Source organism: Streptomyces milbemycinicus (assembly GCF_002154605.1).
Classification (GTDB): Bacteria; Actinomycetota; Actinomycetes; order Streptomycetales; family Streptomycetaceae; genus Streptomyces; species Streptomyces milbemycinicus.
Genome location: NZ_MUNE01000221.1, coordinates 1 through 16,920 on the forward strand (window position 1 = coordinate 1; position 16,920 = coordinate 16,920).

Annotated in this window: 18 protein-coding genes; 11 read left to right on the forward strand and 7 right to left on the reverse strand. The window is 69.6% G+C overall.

The window, feature by feature from the left end; all coding sequences use genetic code 11:
* Positions 1–146: 146 nt before the first annotated feature.
* The 4 genes from CCN51_RS19025 to CCN51_RS19040 form a co-directional block, all read right to left on the reverse strand.
* Positions 147–821, reverse strand: coding sequence for a GntR family transcriptional regulator (locus CCN51_RS19025; protein ID WP_014173031.1), 675 nt, complete (start codon positions 819–821; stop codon positions 147–149).
* Positions 822–889: 68 nt separating this feature from the next.
* Positions 890–2,368 (reverse strand): NAD-dependent succinate-semialdehyde dehydrogenase, encoded by a 1,479-nt coding sequence (locus CCN51_RS19030; RefSeq protein ID WP_014173032.1) that lies wholly within the window; start codon positions 2,366–2,368, stop codon positions 890–892.
* Between the two features lie 43 nt (positions 2,369–2,411).
* Positions 2,412–3,176: an FAD-binding protein gene (locus CCN51_RS56465; RefSeq protein ID WP_014173033.1), complete on the reverse strand. Its 765-nt coding sequence runs from the start codon at positions 3,174–3,176 to the stop codon at positions 2,412–2,414.
* Positions 3,173–4,438, reverse strand: coding sequence for an aspartate aminotransferase family protein (locus CCN51_RS19040; RefSeq protein WP_014173034.1), 1,266 nt, complete (start codon positions 4,436–4,438; stop codon positions 3,173–3,175). Before CCN51_RS19040 ends, CCN51_RS56465 begins: the two co-directional genes overlap by 4 nt.
* Before the next feature lie 145 nt (positions 4,439–4,583).
* Here CCN51_RS19040 and CCN51_RS19045 point away from each other — a divergent pair, with 145 nt between their 5' ends.
* A complete protein-coding gene (locus tag CCN51_RS19045) occupies positions 4,584–5,279 on the forward strand; it encodes a TetR/AcrR family transcriptional regulator (RefSeq protein WP_086859826.1) in 696 nt (231 codons plus the stop codon).
* On the opposite strand, the gene CCN51_RS19050 is transcribed toward CCN51_RS19045, so the two are convergent.
* A complete protein-coding gene (locus CCN51_RS19050) occupies positions 5,246–6,379 on the reverse strand; it encodes a YbfB/YjiJ family MFS transporter (protein WP_055414096.1) in 1,134 nt (377 codons plus the stop codon). The two genes, CCN51_RS19045 and CCN51_RS19050, sit on opposite strands and share 34 nt — an antisense overlap.
* A 285-nt stretch (positions 6,380–6,664) precedes the next feature.
* On the opposite strand from CCN51_RS19050, the gene CCN51_RS19055 reads away from it, so the two are divergent.
* The 9 genes from CCN51_RS19055 (at position 6,665) to CCN51_RS19095 (ending at position 14,584) form a co-directional block, all read left to right on the forward strand.
* Positions 6,665–7,588, forward strand: a complete 924-nt coding sequence (locus tag CCN51_RS19055) for a LysR family transcriptional regulator (RefSeq protein WP_014173037.1) — start codon at positions 6,665–6,667, stop codon at positions 7,586–7,588.
* 222 nt (positions 7,589–7,810) lie between these two features.
* Positions 7,811–8,518, forward strand: a complete 708-nt coding sequence (locus CCN51_RS19060) for an SDR family NAD(P)-dependent oxidoreductase (protein ID WP_014173038.1) — start codon at positions 7,811–7,813, stop codon at positions 8,516–8,518.
* A gap of 12 nt (positions 8,519–8,530) precedes the next feature.
* Positions 8,531–8,905 (forward strand): YybH family protein, encoded by a 375-nt coding sequence (locus CCN51_RS19065; protein WP_014173039.1) that lies wholly within the window; start codon positions 8,531–8,533, stop codon positions 8,903–8,905.
* 241 nt (positions 8,906–9,146) lie between these two features.
* A complete protein-coding gene (locus tag CCN51_RS19070; RefSeq protein ID WP_014173040.1) occupies positions 9,147–9,554 on the forward strand; it encodes a (R)-mandelonitrile lyase in 408 nt (135 codons plus the stop codon).
* A gap of 22 nt (positions 9,555–9,576) precedes the next feature.
* The gene (locus tag CCN51_RS19075; RefSeq protein WP_014173041.1) at positions 9,577–10,593 is read left to right on the forward strand and encodes a zinc-dependent alcohol dehydrogenase family protein; all 1,017 of its coding nucleotides are present in this window, start codon (positions 9,577–9,579) and stop codon (positions 10,591–10,593) included.
* A 131-nt stretch (positions 10,594–10,724) separates the two neighbouring features.
* Positions 10,725–11,399: an SDR family NAD(P)-dependent oxidoreductase gene (locus CCN51_RS19080; RefSeq protein ID WP_014173042.1), complete on the forward strand. Its 675-nt coding sequence runs from the start codon at positions 10,725–10,727 to the stop codon at positions 11,397–11,399.
* A gap of 198 nt (positions 11,400–11,597) precedes the next feature.
* Positions 11,598–12,386 carry a 2OG-Fe(II) oxygenase gene (locus CCN51_RS19085; RefSeq protein WP_014173044.1) on the forward strand — a complete coding sequence of 263 codons (789 nt, stop codon included), beginning with the start codon at positions 11,598–11,600 and terminating at the stop codon, positions 12,384–12,386.
* 49 nt (positions 12,387–12,435) lie between these two features.
* Positions 12,436–13,167, forward strand: a complete 732-nt coding sequence (locus CCN51_RS19090) for a 2OG-Fe(II) oxygenase (RefSeq protein WP_014173045.1) — start codon at positions 12,436–12,438, stop codon at positions 13,165–13,167.
* 244 nt (positions 13,168–13,411) lie between these two features.
* Positions 13,412–14,584, forward strand: a complete 1,173-nt coding sequence (locus tag CCN51_RS19095; RefSeq protein WP_043488621.1) for a MalY/PatB family protein — start codon at positions 13,412–13,414, stop codon at positions 14,582–14,584.
* Positions 14,585–14,642: 58 nt separating this feature from the next.
* On the opposite strand, the gene CCN51_RS19100 is transcribed toward CCN51_RS19095, so the two are convergent.
* Both CCN51_RS19100 and CCN51_RS19105 read right to left on the reverse strand, forming a co-directional pair.
* Complete coding sequence (locus tag CCN51_RS19100) at positions 14,643–15,245, reverse strand: 3'-5' exonuclease (RefSeq protein WP_014173047.1); 603 nt, start codon at positions 15,243–15,245, stop codon at positions 14,643–14,645.
* A gap of 198 nt (positions 15,246–15,443) precedes the next feature.
* Positions 15,444–16,037, reverse strand: coding sequence for a peroxiredoxin-like family protein (locus CCN51_RS19105; protein WP_014173048.1), 594 nt, complete (start codon positions 16,035–16,037; stop codon positions 15,444–15,446).
* Between the two features lie 72 nt (positions 16,038–16,109).
* Between CCN51_RS19105 and CCN51_RS19110 the strand changes: the two genes are divergently transcribed.
* The gene (locus tag CCN51_RS19110) at positions 16,110–16,724 is read left to right on the forward strand and encodes a TetR/AcrR family transcriptional regulator (protein ID WP_014173049.1); all 615 of its coding nucleotides are present in this window, start codon (positions 16,110–16,112) and stop codon (positions 16,722–16,724) included.
* Positions 16,725–16,920 lie beyond the last annotated feature (196 nt).

The window sequence follows — 16,920 nt, forward strand, 5'->3', positions numbered from 1 at the left end:
CCCGCCCCGGCGGAGCCGGCCCCGACTGACGGGCCCGGCTCCGCCGGGGCGGGCGGCGGGCCGGCGACACCCAGAGCCGGGCAGAAACACCTCCGGCACCTGTTCTACCTGGGATGTTGCACCGACCCCTTGACCACACCGTGTCTTCAGTTCTCGTCGGCACGTGTCAGGTCACGCACCGCCGAGTCCAGATGCGCGTTGACGGCGTCCAGCAGGGCCTGTTCGTCCTCGCCCTGGAGCAGCACCACCAGCTGCTGGTGTTCGGCGACGAGCAGGTCCTGCTCCGGGTAGAAGTCCATGAGGCTGCCCAGGCAGATCCGGGTCTCGGCGAGGAGGGTCGTGAACATCCTGCTGAGTCTCGGGCTCTCGGCGGCGTCGACGAGAGCGCTGTGGAAGGCCAGGTCCTGCTCGGCGACGAGGCGGCTGTCACCCTGGCCGGCCAGGGAGCGCATCTCGTCGACGACGGCCGCGAGCCGGTCCAGGTGGGCCTGGGACTTGCTCCGGTGCAGCTGGGTGGCGGCTTCGCGCTCGATCGCGCGCCGGGCGGTGTAGATGTCCCTGATGTCGGCGGCGTCCAGCTCGACGACGAACACCCCCCGGTTGGGGATGTTGGTCAGCAGTCCCTCCTGCACCAGCCGCTGGAGCGCTTCCCGTACGGGCCCGCGGCTGACGCCCAGGCGGGTCGCCAGCTGCGGCTCGATCATCCTGCTGCCCGGCGCGAACGCACCGGAGACGATCTGCCCCCGCAGCCGGTCGGCGATGATCTCGGAAGTGGTCCGCGGGTTGACGGGGGTGAGCTCCTCGAGTCCCGGCTGCGACACGTTCCCTGATCCCTTTCGCGGCTGTGCTGGCTGCGGTGTCCCGCCACTTCTGACCGGCATGACGGTACTCATGACACGGACCGGTCCCGCACGGGTGTGGCGATGTACTTGTACTCCAAGAACTCCTCGATGCCCACACGCCCGCCTTCCCGGCCCAGGCCCGACTGCTTGACCCCGCCGAAGGGCGCGGCCGGGTTGGAGACCAGGCCCGTGTTGAGGCCGACCATACCCACTTCCAGCCGCTCGCTGATGTCCAGGGCACGGTCGACGTCCTGGGTGAAGACATAGCCGACGAGCCCCCACTCGGTGTCGTTGGCCAGGCGCACGGCCTCGTCCTCGTCGTCGAAGGCGATGACCGGGGCTACGGGTCCGAAGATCTCGGTGGTCAGCATGTCGCTGTCCGTGCTGACCTGGGCCAGTACGGTCGGCGGGTAGAAGTGGCCGGCGTCCTGCGGCGCGTCACCGGCGGCGACGACCTTGGCGCCCTTGGCGACCGCGTCCTCGACGAGCGAGACGACCTTCTGCTTGCTGGCGGCGTCGATGAGGGGGCCGACCTGGACACCGTCGCGGGTGCCCGGGCCGACGCTGAGGGCGGCCATGCGCGTGGCGAGGCGCTTGGCGAACTCGTCCGCGACGCTGCGGTGGACGAACAGCCGGTTGGCCGCCGTACACGCCTCACCCATGTTGCGCATCTTCGCCACCATCGCGCCTTCGACGGCGATGTCGATATCGGCGTCCTCGAAGACGATGAAGGGGGCGTTGCCGCCCAGCTCCATGGAGGTCCGGATCACCGTGTCCGCACACTGGGCGAGCAGCAGCCGGCCCACTGCGGTGGAGCCGGTGAAGGACAGCTTGCGGATGCGGCCGCCGCGCAGGGCCGGTTCGACCACTTCCTGGGCGCGGGTGGTGGTGACGACGTTGAGCACTCCGTCGGGCAGCCCGGCTTCCTGGAGGATCCGGGCCAGCGCGAGGCTGGACAGCGGGGTCTGGGGCGCCGGCTTGAGGACCATCGTGCAGCCGGCCGCCACCGCGGGCCCGATCTTGCGGGTGCCCATCGCCAGGGGGAAGTTCCACGGCGTGATCAGCATGCAGGGGCCGACCGGCTGCCGCATGACCAGGACACGGTTACGGCCGTCGGGTGTGGTCGTCATGGAGCCGTCGATACGGACGGCCTCTTCGGAGAACCAGCGGAAGAACTCGGCGGCGTACGCCACCTCACCGCGCGCCTCGGCGAGCGGCTTGCCCATCTCCAGCGTCATCAGCATCGCCAGCTCGTCGGTGCGCTCCATGAGCAGCTCGTAGGCGTGGCGCAGGATCTCGCTGCGCGCCCGTGGCGCGGTCCGGGCCCAGGTTTCCTGGGCGGCCACCGCGGCCTCGACGGCACGGGCGCTGTCGGCGGCGCCGCCGTCGGCGACCTCGCACAGCTGTGTCTCGGTGGCGGGGTTCTCCACACCGAAGGTACGGCCATCGGCCGCCGGTACCCACTGACCCGCGATGAACAGATGCCGCGGAACGTTCGCGATGACGTCCGTCTTGATGTCGGCCATGTCGTGTCTCCAAACCTCGCGAATACTCAGGGATACAGGGGAATCAGGGCTGGGGGTCGTCCAGGAGCTGCGCCAGATGTGTGGCGCCGGGACGGTCGTCTCCGACCAGGTGCTCGATCTGCATCTGGCAGCTGAATCCGTCGGCCAGGACCGGTGTGCCGGGGCCGGCGGCTTCCGGACGCGGGCGCAGGGCCTGGTCGGCCACGGCGAGCGACACGTCGTAGTGATCGCGCTCGAAGCCGAAGTTGCCGGCCACCCCGCAGCAGCCGGTGGCCTCGGTGATCTTCTCGATGCCCAGGTCCCGCAGCAGCTCGCGTTGCTGTCCGGCGCCGAACACCGCGTACTGCTGGCAGTGGGTCGTGATCCAGGTCAGGCCGCAGCAGATGTCGCCGCGTGCCCGGGTGGGCAGCCCGGCCTCGGCCAGGACCCGGGACGCGGCTCCCGCCAGCTCGGGCCGGAACGCCTGGGGGAAGGAATCCACCAGGAGCAGGACGCGCCGCAGGTGGCGGGACAGGTCCAGGACGAGGCCGGCGCCGACGGCGTTGCCGGCCATGCTGGTGCCCGCGCCGCGGGAGGTGACCGGCACGCCGAGCCGGTGGCAGACCTTGTGCGCGCCGGCGACCTCGTCGGCGTCGGCGGGGAACGCCACGGCCAGGAGCGGCACCCGGTAGTTCGACGCGTCGTACGCGCACAGGGCGCGCCTGCCGCCGGAGGTGTCGACCCGCAGGGACGGCACCTCCCGGCGCAGGGCCCGCACCAGTGCCTCGGCGGTGACCGAGGCGGCCGGAGAGCGGGTGGTGCCGGTCATGACGTGGCGGCCGTGCCCGCCTCGACGGCGGCCCGCCAGGCGCGCAGTCCCTCGTCGACGGCGGTCTCGTCGATGACCAGCGCCGGGATCATGCGTACGACGCTGTTCCAGGGGCCGCACAGCAACAGCAGCAGCCCCTCGGCGGCGGCGGCCTGCTGTACCCGGGCGGCGGTGTCCGGGTCGGGGGAACCGTCGGCGGTGACGAACTCGCCGGCCAGCATCAGGCCCAGTCCGCGGACGTCCGCGATGCCCGGCGTGGTGCGGGCGACCTCTTCCAGCCCGGCGCGCAGCCGCCGTCCCATCGCGTCGGCGTTCTCCACCAGCTTCTCGTCCCGGATCACATCGAGGGTGGCGACCGCGGCCGCGCACGCGACGGCGTTGCCACCGTAGGTGCCGCCCTGGGAGCCGGGGTACGCCTTGCTCATCAGCTCCTGCGAGGCGGCGATGCCGGACAGCGGGAATCCGCTGGCCAGCCCCTTGGCGATGGTGATGATGTCCGGGCGGACGTCGTCGGCGTGGTCGTGGCCCCAGTAGCGGCCGGTGCGGCCGAAGCCGGTCTGGATCTCGTCCACCACGAGCACGATGCCATGGCGGTCGGCGCGCTCGCGCAGCCCGCGCAGGAAGGCCGGGTCGGCGGGGATGTAGCCGCCTTCGCCGAGCACGGGCTCGACCACGAAGGCCGCGGTGTCCTGGGGCGCGGTGACGGTCTGCAGCAGATAGTCGAGCTCGGTGAGCGCGAAGCGGGTCGCGGTCTCCTGGTCCCATCCGTAGCGGAAGGCGGTGGGGAACGGGGCGACGGCGACGCCCGACATCAGCGGGGAGAACCCGGTGCGGAAGCGGGTGCCGGACGTGGTCATGGTGGCGGCCGCGACGGTACGCCCGTGGAAACCGCCGTGGAAGACGACGACGTTGGGGCGGCCGGTGGCCTGCCGGGCCAGCCGCAGCGCCGCTTCGACGGCCTCACTGCCGGAGTTGGAGAAGAACAGGCTGTCCAGGCCGGCGGGCAGCACATCCCCGAGCCGTTCGACCAGCCGCTGCAGCGGCTGGTGCATCACGGTCGTGTACTGGCCGTGGATGAGCTTGCCTATCTGCTCCTGCGCCGCGGCGACGACGCGCGGGTGGCAGTGTCCCGTGCTGGTGACGCCGATACCTGCGGTGAAGTCGAGGTAGCGGCGGCCGTCGGTGCCGTAGAGATAGACGCCTTCGCCGCGTTCGGCGGTGACGGGGGTGGCTTGGCGCAGATGCGGGGACAGGCTGGTCATGGCGAGGCGACTCCTTGTGCGGGTGTAGGGGCTCCAGGTTTCCGGGGTAGTCGCAGCATGGGCACATCCCGGACGACTGTCAACAGTAGGATTGTCGACGATTTTTCCCAGTGGAGTAGTAGACGACCGGTCGTAAACTGACTCCATGGGACGGACCAGTGATGCTCGCGAGAGAATTCTGAGCGCCGCTCGGTCGCTCATCGAGACGCACGGCTACTCGGCGCTGGGGGTGGCCGAGATATGCAGGACGGCCGGTGTGCCCAAGGGGAGCTTCTACTACTTCTTCGATTCGAAGGAGTCCCTGGCACTGGCCGTCATCGATGAGCACTGGGCCGGCCAGAAACGCACCTGGGCAACCGCTCTCGGCGGCGACACCCAACACGGTGACGCCCAACGCCGCGACGCCCAACGCGGTGACGCCCAACGCCGCGACGCCCAACGCGGTGACGCCCAACCGCTGCTGCGGCTGCGTCGGCTGTTCGAGGAGACGGAGGTCGGCCTCCGCACCGCCCAGCAGAGTTGCGGCACCGTCTCGGGGTGTCTGTTCGGGAACCTCACCCTGGAGATGAGCAACCAGACCGAGGCCATCCGCACCCGGCTGCAGGAGATCTTCGAGGCGCAGGTCGAGATGGTCGACTCGGTCATCGCCGAGGCTCTTGAGCGGCAGGAGGTCGAGGTGGCCGACACCCAGGAAGCGGCGCGGGCGGTGGTTGCTCAGCTCGAGGGTCAGGTGCTGTTCGCCAAGCTCTACAACAGCACCCAGCAGCTGGGCCCCTTGTGGGCGAACTGCCTTGCCCTGCTCGGCGCTCATGCGCCACGGGAGACCGCGGCCGGTGTCTGACGCTCGCCGACGCGGTTCGGGAAGCCGATCCGCAGCACGGCGGCGGCCGCGGCGGCTGCCAGGACCACGACGGCGGCCAGAATCAGCGCCTGGTGATAGCCGTGGCGGAGCAGTGGCGCGACGACCAGCGGGCCGAGGATCTGACCGACGGAGTAGCCGGCGGTCAGCAGCGCGACCGAGCGGGGAAACCGCAGGTGGGCGCCCGCGGCCAGGGCGAGGTTGCTGACGCCGATGAAGGTGGCGCCGAACAGGACCGCGGAGCCGAGGGCCGCCGCCACGCCACCGACAAGTGCCGGCAGAGCGATGCCGACGGCCTGGACGGCCAACGCGACGAGCAGCAGATCAGGGCGGGACCAGCGGCGCCCGAGCCATGCCCACAGCGCCGAGGACGGTACGGCCGCCAGACCGACCAGCACCCAGGCGCCGCTGCCGACCCACGCCGGAGAGCTCTGTTCGATCGCGGCGACCAGGAAGGTCCCGGCGACGATGTAGCCGATGCCTTCGAGGCTGTAGGACGCGCACAGCACACCGAACCAGCGGTGCGTACGGATCCTTGCCCCATCGACCGCCGCCCCGCCCCGTTCCGCGGAGGCCGCGGGAGGCGGCTCGGGGCGCAGGTTCCATGAGGCGACGGCGAGGACGGCGGCGAGGGCCGCCGAGGCCCACCAGGCGGCCCGCCAGTCGGCGACGGAACGCAGGGCGAGGACGAGGAGGCCGGACAGGGCGATGCCGGCGCCCACTCCGCCGAAGGCCCAGCCCGGCAGGTGGGCGGGGTGCTCGCGTAGGTGGCTGTGGAGGGAGCTGACGGCGATGACGAAGAGCAGGGCGCTGGCGACACCGGCCAGCAGCCGCAGCACGATCCACACCGCCGTGCTGTGGGTGGCGGGCATCGCGGCCAGGCTGCCGGTCAGCGCGATCAGGGAAGCGCGCAGGAGGACGGGCGAGCGGACCAGTGCGGGGGCCAGGATGCCGGCGAGCGCGCCGACGAGGTAGCCGATGTAGTTGGCGGTGGCCAGGTCGGCGCCCGAGCCCGCGGACAGCCCCGCCTGGGCGTGCATCAGGGGGAGGATCGGGGTGTAGACGAACCGGCCGACCCCCATGCCGGCGGCGAGCGCCGCGGCGGCTTGGGCGACATGGCCCCAGGGGGAGAAGCGCGGAGCGCTTCCTCGGGCCCAGGAAGCGCGCGGCGGCCGTACGCTCCTGCCGGTCGCGGCCAGTTCCCTCGCGCGGACCGCCTCGGCGGCCCGCTGCCCGCCGGGCTCGGCCATGGCCGCTGCGGTCATTTCACCTCGGGTCTCCGTACCGTCATCATCCGTATGCCATCAGGAGCTACGCCACGACCAGCCATCTCCCTCCTGGGAGGCATGGCCTCTCACCGACGTACCATGGCGGGCGTGGAGCTGCGCCAACTTCGCTACTTCGTCGCCGTGGCCGAGGAGCTGAACTTCGGCCGGGCCGCCCAGCGGCTTCTGATCGCCGGACCGTCCCTGTCCCAGCAGATCAAGGCGCTCGAACGCGACCTGGGGGTGCGCCTGTTCGACCGCGACCGCCGTTCGGTGTCCCTCACCCCGGCCGGCTCGGCCCTGCTCCCGCACACCCGCGCCCTGCTGGAACGCGCCGACGACCTGCAGCGACGTGCGCGTCGGCTATCGGGCTCCGAACCGGTTCGGCTCGGCTACGTCAACTGGCTTCCCGCGGACCTCATCGCCCGCACATCCGCCGTGGCCCAGGTCCACATCGACGCGTGGGTCGCCCCCTCGCACAGCCAGGCCGCCCGGGTCGCCGACGGGAGCCTGGACCTCGCCGTGTGCTGGGTACGCACCGAGGACCTGGAGCAGCGCAATCTACGCGCCCGGCTCATCGGCGCCGACCGGCTCCATGCCGTCGCCACCGGCAATGACACCGGCGAGGTGGCCGCCGGGGACACCGTGGTCCTCCTGGACGACGACATCACCTCGTGGTCGTCCTGGAACGTCTACGCCGAACAACTGGCCAAGGACACCGGGGCCCGCGCGCTGCACATCTCCGACGGCGGCGTCACCGGCCCCGCCTTCTTCGACCACGTGCGCCGCAGTGGCCGCCCGGTCATCAACTCGCCCAAGGGGCAGACCACCCCGCTCCCGCCCGACCTCGTCCAACGCCCCGTCGTCACACCGCAGGTCCACTGGACCTGGTCCCTGGTGTGGCGCCGCAGCGAAGTCCGAACCGCGGTCCTCGCCGTGGTCGACGCCCTCTGCGACGGTGTCGGCGACCTCGGAATCCACGGCCCGGACGTCTGGCTGCCCGACGGCGACCCGTACCGGCGCTAGCAACCTCCACCGCTCCCCCGCACCCGACCCGCGACCGCACCACATCGATCGGGGCCGTCGTCGCGCCGACCTGCACTGGGAGCCTGTGCCTATCAGATACGAGGAAGCAGGTCCCGGCCCAAGTGCTGCTGACCTTTGACTTCCCCTGCTCAGCCGCCCTACGTTGTGAATAGTCGACCGGTCGGCTAGTTCCCATTCAGCTCCATCCCAGAGAAGGTCATCATGAGCACTCAGAAGGTCGCAGTCATCACCGGCGGTTCGCAGGGCATAGGCGCCGGTCTCGTCGACGCCTACCGCAAGCTCGGCTACGCCGTCGTCGCCACTTCCCGCACCATCGCCCCGTCCCACGACGCGGGCGTCCTGACCGTCCCCGGTGACATCGCCGACCCCGCCACCGCCGAACGTGTCATCGCCGCCGCCATCGAGCGCTTCGGCCGCGTCGACACCCTGGTCAACAACGCGGGCATCTTCGTCGCCAAGCCCTTCACCGACTACACCCAGGACGACTACGCCGCCGTGATCGGTGTGAACCTCGCCGGTTTCTTCCGCATCACCCAGCTGGCCATCGAGCAGATGCTCAGCCAAGGCGGCGGTCACATCGTCAACATCACCACCAGCCTGGTCGACAACGCCGACTCCCGCGTCCCCTCCGTACTGGCCTCACTGACCAAGGGCGGCCTCCAGTCCGCCACCAAGTCCCTCGCCATCGAATACGCCACCCGCGGCATCCGCACCAACGCCGTCTCACCCGGCACCATCAAGACGCCCATGCACCCCGAGGAGGCCCATGAGGTCCTCGCCGGCCTGCACCCGGTCGGCCGGATGGGCGAGCAGAGCGACATCGTGGACGCGGTGATCTACTTGGAGAACGCCCCGTTCGTCACCGGCGAAATCCTCCACGTCGACGGCGGCATGAGCGCGGGTCACTGAAGGAGAGCACCGATGCCCGGCATGACAGACACCGAAGTGATCCTGCATGACGTCCTCGACCGGTGGAAGGCAGGCGTCGACAACCACGAGCCGGAGCAGGTCGCATCCCTCTTCACCGAGGACGCGATCTTCCAGGGGTTGCGTCCGTACAGCGTGGGAAGGCGGGGCGTCGCCGACTACTACGCATCCCAGCCCCTGGGCTTGTCAGCCGCCTACCGCATCCTGGAAAGCAGGCGCCTCGCCGAGGACATCGCGCTCGGCTACCTGACCGTCGACTTCTCGTTCACCGACCGGCCGACGATCAGCATCAACCTGCTCGTACTGCTGAAGCGCTCGGAAGCCGATTGGCTCATCAGCCACTACCAGGTCTCCTCCCGCCTCGGCTAGCTCCACGCGTCCGGTACGAAGGCAGAACACAGCATGCCCTCGTCCGTCGGCCGGGAAGGGGGAGAGTTTTCTCCCTGGATGAATCCATCTCAAGATGAAAGTCTCTTCTGACCGCGATCGACCAGCTCAGGGCCATCGTCGCCGAGTAGTCGTAAGCCGTCGAGCTGGTCGAAGCCTTCCCCCCGTACGGCTGCCGCAGCACCTCTACGGCGGCACCACGGCGCACAAAGAGAGAGAAATCTTGGAACTGCTGAAGCAGCCCCCGACCATGAAGCTGCCCGCCGACTGGTTCACCGGCGACGCATACGCCGACGTGATCCACCGCGGCGAGGAGCCCTCCCGGGTGCGGGCCAACATGGTCCGCTTCACGCCGGGCGCCCGTACCGCCTGGCACTCCCACGGCCTGGGCCAGACGCTCTACATCGTCGAGGGCATCGCCCTGATCCAGTCCCGGGGCGGCAAGATCCTCGAAGCTCACCCGGGCGACGTGATCTGGACGCCGCCGGGCGAGGAACACTGGCACGGCGCCGCTCCCGACCACTTCATGGTCCACCTCGCCCTGTGGGAAACCGACGACGCGATCTGGCTCGAGCACGTCACCGACGCCGAGTACACCGGCCCCCGGGTCACCACCCGCACCCGCCCCTGATCCCCTCTGCCGAGAAACCACCATGCGCGCAACCATGATCTACGCACCCGGTGACATCCGGGTGGAGAACCTTCCCGACCCCAAGATCGTCAACTCCACCGACGCCGTCATACGCACCGTCGCGGCCTGCGTCTGCGGCTCGGACCTGTGGGACTACCGCGGCATCAACCCGGTCACCGAGCCGCACCCGATCGGCCATGAGTACGTCGGCATCGTCGAGGAGGTCGGCGGCGACGTATCGACCGTCAGGCCCGGCCAGTTCGTCATCGGCTCCTTCTTCGCCTCCGACAACACCTGCCCGATCTGCCGGGCCGGCTACCACACCTCCTGCCCGCACCGGGAGTTCGTGGGCGGCTGCCAGGCCGAGTACGTCCGCATCCCGCTGGCCGACGGCACCCTGGTCGCCACGCCCGAGCGGCCGGCGGAGGACCTGATCCCGAGCCTGCTGACCCTGTCCGATGTGATGGGCACCGGCTGGTACGCCGCCAAGGCGGCCGAGGTCGGCCCCGGGTCCACCGCGGTCGTCGTCGGCGACGGCGCGGTCGGCCTGTCCGGCGTCATCGCCGCCAAGGAGCTCGGTGCCGAGCGCATCATCGCCATGAGCCGACACGAGTCCCGGCAGAAGCTGGCTCTGGAGTTCGGCGCGACCGACATCGTCACCGAGCGCGGCGCGGAAGGCATCGCCCGCGTGAAGGAACTGACCGGCGGCATCGGCGCCGACTCGGTGCTGGAGTGCGTCGGCACCCCGGAGTCGATGCAGCAGGCGCTGCTCTCCACCCGCCCCGGCGGCAACGTCGGCTTCGTCGGCGTCCCGCACGGCGTGGCGATCGACGGCGAGCAGCTCTTCTTCTCCCACGTCGGCCTGCGCGGCGGCCCGGCCCCGGTACGCGGCTACCTGCCCGATCTGATCCAGCGGGTCTTCGACGGCCGTATCAACCCCGGCAAGGTCTTCGACCTCACCCTGCCCCTGGACGAGGTCGCCGAGGGCTACAAGGCCATGGACGAGCGGCGCGCCATCAAGGCTCTGCTGCGTCCCTGACCTTCCCCGAGAGGGCGACGGGCATGGTCCCCCGCCGAGTTGGTGCACCAACCCCGGGTGAACGGCCTCATCCTTGAACACACGGACGGCGACACCCCGGTCCGTAAGGCCCCCAAGGTTTCGGAGACACCATGAGCACCCTTGCCATCATCGGCGCCGGCCCCGGCCTCGGCGCCGCCGTCGCGCGCCGCTTCGGCCGCGAGGGCTATGACGTCGCCCTCATCTCCCGCGACCAGAACCGGATCGACGCGCTGGCCGCCGAGCTCGGTGAGGAGGGCGACGAGGGCGTGACCGCGCGGGGCTTCGCCGCCGACGTACGCGACCCGAAAGCCCTCACCGCCGCCCTGGACGCGGCGACCGCGACCCTCGGCCCCATCGAGGTGCTGCAGTACAGCCCGGTCCCCCACAGGGACTTCATGCGTCCGGTCCTCGAGACGACTCCCGACGATCTCGTCGGCCCGGTCGAGTTCTCCGTCTACGGCCCCGTCACCGCCGTTCGGAACGTGCTGCCCGGCATGCGCGCCCTGGGGCGTGGCACCGTCCTGTTCGTCAACGGTGGTACGGCCGTCATGCCCCACCCCGACCGAGCGGGCACGTCGATCGCGTTCGCCGCGGAAAGCGCGTACGGCCGGCTGCTGCACGACTCGCTCACGGCCGAGGGCATCCACGTGGCGCAGCTGATCATCCCGGGCGCGATCATTCCCGGTCACCACAAGAAGGACCCGGCCGTTCTGGCGGACACCCTGTGGACCCTGCACGAGGAGCGCGACGGCTTCCGGCACTTCGCCGACGACCTGGACTCCTGAGCCTCCCCTCGTCCGCACCGCCCGGAACGTGATGTCCGAATGCCGCCAGCATCCGGCCGGCACGGAGGCGATGCTCGGAGACGAACCAGGGGTGGCCCGCAGCGAGGCGATTGCCGGGTTCGACGTCCCCGCCGGGGCCTGACGGCAACCCGGCGGTGACGGACCCGTCCACCCGCGCCGGCCCAGGAAAGACCATTCATGCACCAGCTCACCCCCGCCGCCGACACCCTGTTCTCCTCTGCCGAGGCGGACGGTGCGGCACCGCGCATCCTTCCCACCGCGGGCCTTGCGGCGCTCTCCAAGCTCAACTGGGAAGAGCTGTACGCGCAGCTGAACGAGGAGGGCGTGGCCGTCACCCCGCCACTCCTCTCGCGCGCTCAGTGTCAGGAGATCATCGACACGTTCGACAAGCCCGGCCTGTTCCGCTCCACCGTCGTCATGCAGCGCTACCAGTTCGGCCGCGGCACCTACAAGTACTACGCCGACCCGGCCACCACCGTCCCGCTGATCCAGACCCTGCGCGAGCTGCTGTATCCGCCGATGGCGTGGATGGCCAACCGGTGGGCGCCGCAGCTGAACGAACGTACCTTCCCCACCGCGCTGGAAGAACTGCTGGCCGAGTGTGCGGACAACGGACAGCACCGCTCGACCCCGCTGCTCCTGCGGTACGGCCCCGGCGACTACGCCTGCCTCCACCAGGACATCTACGGCGACATCGTCTTCCCGCTGCAGATCGCCATCATGCTCAACCAGCCCGGCGAGGACTTCACCGGCGGCGAGAACGTCTTCGTCGAACAACGGCCCCGGTTCCAGTCCCGGGCGATCGTCGTCAAGCCCCGGCTCGGCCAGGGAATGATCTTCCCCGTGCGGCACCGCCCGGTCCGCGGCAAGAACGGCTTCCGCCGCCACCCGATGCGCCACGGCACCAACGCCGTCGAGACCGGACACCGCAACACCCTCGGCATCATCTTCCACAACGCCCGCTGATCCCCCGCCCGCATCGGAACGCCACGCGCTCGCAGCAAGGACCCTCACCATGAGCCAGACCCCCCACCCCGCGGGCCCGGTCGTCGACAGCATCGCCCAGTGCGACTGGGCGGCCCTGACCGACGAGTTGGGCGAGTACGGCAGCGCCCTGACCGGCCGGCTGCTCACTGCCGCCGAGTGCCGCGAGATCGCCGCGCTGTACCACGAGCCCGGCCACTTCCGTACGACCGTCGACATGGCCCGTCATCGCTTCGGCTCCGGCCAGTACCGCTACTTCACCCACGACCTGCCCAAGGTCGTACGGGAGCTGCGCGAGGCGTTCTACCCCCGCCTCCTCCCCATCGCCCGCGACTGGGCGGCCAAGCTCGGCCGTCCCGCCCCGTGGCCGGACACTCTTCAGGAGTGGATTGCCATGTGTCATGAGGCCGGGCAGTCCAAGTCCGCGCAGATCCTGCTGCGGTACGGCCCCGGTGACTGGAACGCGCTGCACCGGGACGTGTTCGGGGAGATGGTCTTCCCGCTCCAGGTGGTCATCGGCCTGGACGCGCCCGGATCGGATTTCACCGGCGGGGAGTTTCTGATGACCGAGCAGCGGCCCCGCGCCCAGTCGAGAGGTTCGTCCACCACCCTGTTCCAGGGACACGGGCTGGTCTTCACCACCCGCGACCGGCCGGTCGCCACCAAGCGGGGCTGGGCCAACGGGCCGATGCGGCACGGTGTGAGCACCGTCCGCTCCGGCCGTCGGCACACCCTCGGGCTCGTCTTCCACGACGCGGCATGAAAACGAAAGCAATCTTCCAGTGGATTACGCGGTACGGCGAAGAGCGCCTGCACTCCGCACTCAATTACCTACCGACTGTCGAGCACAAACGCGACTTCTGGCGAAGCCAGGAACAAGTCCCGCAGTCCACCTAAATCGAGATCACTGGGTTCTGCTGAACTCCGCGCGGCATAAGATGGTTTGAGGAAGTAAAAGAGACGAAAGATTTGCGTGGCCCTTCGCCTATCTTTGGCCCATGGAGATCATGCCGCGCGACCTCGTTGCCCCTCGTGTTGCCAATCCGCTGTGTCAGCTCTCTTTGGAGCAGCTACGGAGGCGTACGAGCCTGAAATGGCGGACGTACCCGGAGGACGTACTGCCGCTGTGGGTCGCCGAAATGGATGTTCCCCTGGCCGAGCCCGTCGCCCAGGCGATCCTGGACACGGTGGCGCTGGGCGATACCGGCTACCCGACCGGGAGGGGGTACGCCGAGGCGCTGGCCAAGTTCGCGAGCGAGCGATGGGACTGGGACGGGCTCACGCTGGAGCGTACGGCCATCGTTCCGGACGTGATGCTGGGCATCGTCGAGATGCTGAAACTGGTGTCAGGACCGGGTGATCCGGTGATCGTCAACTCCCCGGTGTACCCACCGTTCTACCAACTCCTCGAGAACCTGGGCCGGCCCATCATCGAGGCTCCGCTCGGTGCGGACGACCGGCTCGACCCAGCCGTACTGCAGGGTGCCTTCGAGCACGCCCGCGAGGACGGAGGCCGACCTGTGTATCTGCTCTGCAGCCCGCACAATCCGACCGGTACGGTGCACACCGCCGACGAGTTGGCGGATGTGGCGGCGCTGGCGCGGACGGGTGGCGTACGGGTCGTCGTCGACGAGATACACGCCCCGATCGTGGCGGCGGGCGCGATATTCGTCCCGTACCTGAGCGTGCCCGGCTCGGAGAGCGGGCTGTCGCTGATGTCGGCGTCCAAGGCGTGGAACCTGGCCGGGCTCAAGGCCGCCCTGGCCATCGCCGGCCCCGATGCGGCCGACGATCTCGATCGCCTTCCCGAAGCGATTGGTCACCCCAGCCATGTCGGGATCATCGCGCACACCGCCGCACTGCGGGACGGTGGCGACTGGCTCGACTCCCTGCTCGCCGGCGTCGACGACAACCGCCGGCTGCTGGCCCACCTGCTGGCCGAACATCTGCCCGCCGTGCGCTATGCCCCGGGCCAGGCCACCTACCTGGCCTGGCTGGACTGCCGGGGCCTGGGCCTGGACGACGACCCGGCCGCCGTGTTCCTGGAGCGCGGCCGGGTCGCCCTGAGCTCCGGCATCCCCTTCGGAACCGGCGGCGCCGGCTTCGTCCGGCTGAATCTGGCCACCTCACCCACGCTGCTCACCGAGGCGGTGCGGCGGATGGCCGCCGCGCTCGACTGACGGGGAGCCGTAGGCGGTGATGGCCGTGCCGAGGCCGGTCATCACGGCCACCGGCGCGCTAGGGACACCGCATACAGCCCTCGGGCAATGCTGCCCCGGTGCCGCACAGGTGCTTGATGGCCGCGGCGAAGGAATAGCAGTCGAAAAGCGCTGAATGCTCCTTCCCTTCCGCGGGCTTGGGAAGGTCGAGCACCTGCCACAGGCGGCCGACGTTGACGTTTTCCGTCTCCGGCGCGACGGTGTTCAGCCAGGATCGGATATTCAGGAAATACGCACCGAGGAACCCGTTCTTGACGTTTTCCCCTCGGGCTCGTGCCCAGCCCACATTCTCCCCGAGAACGACCATGTCGTTACCGTAGGAAAGCACCGACTGCCCCTGGCAAAACCCTAGGAAGTCACCAAGTGCTTCCGCCGCGGAAGCACCTTCCCGGTCCACCGTCTCCTGGTCGATTCCGGTCAACTCGGCAAAGTAGGACGACAGCTGCGGATTGACCACAGGTCGCACCAGTGCCTCGTACTCCTCGACGACGGAAAAGTCCTCACGCAGGCGCAACGCACCGATCTGCACAATCTCACGAAGCTGTCCCGGCGCTCCCCAGTCCTGCTCAAGCGCCCCCTGCCATGTCGTGAATTCAAGGTCGAACACAACAAACGTGGACACAACGGGTCTCCCTCTCGCACAAGTCGATGCAAGGATATCGCCGCTCCCGCACCGCCACATCGACGCAGGCGATTTCCCGCCAGGGCCATCACCTCCCTCCGTTACATAATCCACGTCAGCTATCAATGGGCTGTTCAACTCGCTTTCCGCAGGCGGCGTTCAAGTTAATACATGCATACGTCTTACCGGCCGTGATGCTCATCGGGTCGTGAGATTCGGTCGTGGTGCGCGGCCCGACAACTCCAGCAGCTCATCGACCGACCACTGGTCGTAGACATGCTCGCCGTACTTTGCGGCGACGACGCGGCCATCGGTCGCGATCAGGAAGTCGGCGGGAAGGCCGAGTCGGCCGCCGTGCGGCCTGCCCGCCGGTCCGCGCTCCCGCCTGCGGAGAATCGCCCACGTGCTGCGCAAGATCGCCCGGAGGATCGGCCCCCAGGCGCGGGGGCTCAGCAGCGAGCGGGGCGCCGACTCCACGCCGAACTCGGCGTACAGCCGTTTGTCGGGATCGGCGATGACGGCGAACGGCAGGTCGGCCGTGTGTTCCAGCAGTTCCTCGGCGGGCGAGTGGAAGACCACGACCTCGCGAACGCCGGCCGCCTCGATCTCACCGTGCCGCCGTACCACGGAGCGCAGATGCAGATTGCAGACGGGACAGCCGGCGAAGCGCCGGAACTGCAGGTGGACCAGCCGGTCGGGGGCGGGGACGGCGACCGACGGACCGGAGACGGAGGCGAGGACGCGGGGGCTGACGACAGAGCCAGGCCCCAACGGCTGTGTGTTCATGGGCATTCGGGGTTCCCTCTCGTAAGCGTACGACATACGCCTACGATCGTAAGCGTATGCCGTACGCTGTCAAGCGCTATGCCACGCCCCCGTTCACTCACACACGATCAGCTGGCCTCTGCCGCCCTCGCCGTCATCGACCGCGACGGGCTGGCCGGGCTCTCCATGCGCGCGGTCGCCAAAGAACTCGGTATGAGCACGATGGGGCTCTACCGGTACGTGGACGAGCGCGAGGAACTCGAAAGGCTCGTCGTCGAGTGCGTGCTCGGCGCCGTCGACACCGAACCGCCACCGCCAGAGGCACCCTGGGGCGAGCGCATCGAGATCATGGTGCGACGTCTGCGCGACACCTTGAGCGCCCATCCCGCGGTCGTCCCGCTGACGGTCGCCCATCGGCACCGATCCCCGGGCGTGCTTCGCTGGTCGGAGACGGTGCTCGCCATCCTCATCGAGGCCGGCTTCGAAGGCGAACGACGGGTTGTCGCGCTGCGCAGCCTGCTCGCCTATGTGATCGGGGCCCTCCAGCTGGCCCACCTCGGGCCGCTGTCCGGCGACGGCACGGTCGCCATCTCCGCGCTGCGCCCGACCGAGTTTCCGCATATGGCCGAGACCGCGCGACAGGCGCGGAACGTCGGCGCCGACGACGAGTTCTTCGGTGGGCTGGCCGCACTGATGCGCGGCCTGAACACATGACGACGCGGTACGACGCCGTCTGGTCAGTCACCCGCTCAGCAGGCCCTCGACCTCGCTGTGGGCGGTGTCCACGATGGACCGTACGCAGGCCGCGGCATCCGCCGGGCGCCCCTCGGCGACGGCCTGCGCGGCTTCCTGATGGCGCCGGACCGCCGCCTGGTCGACCCGCTCCGGCATCAGGCTCAGCTCGCGGCGG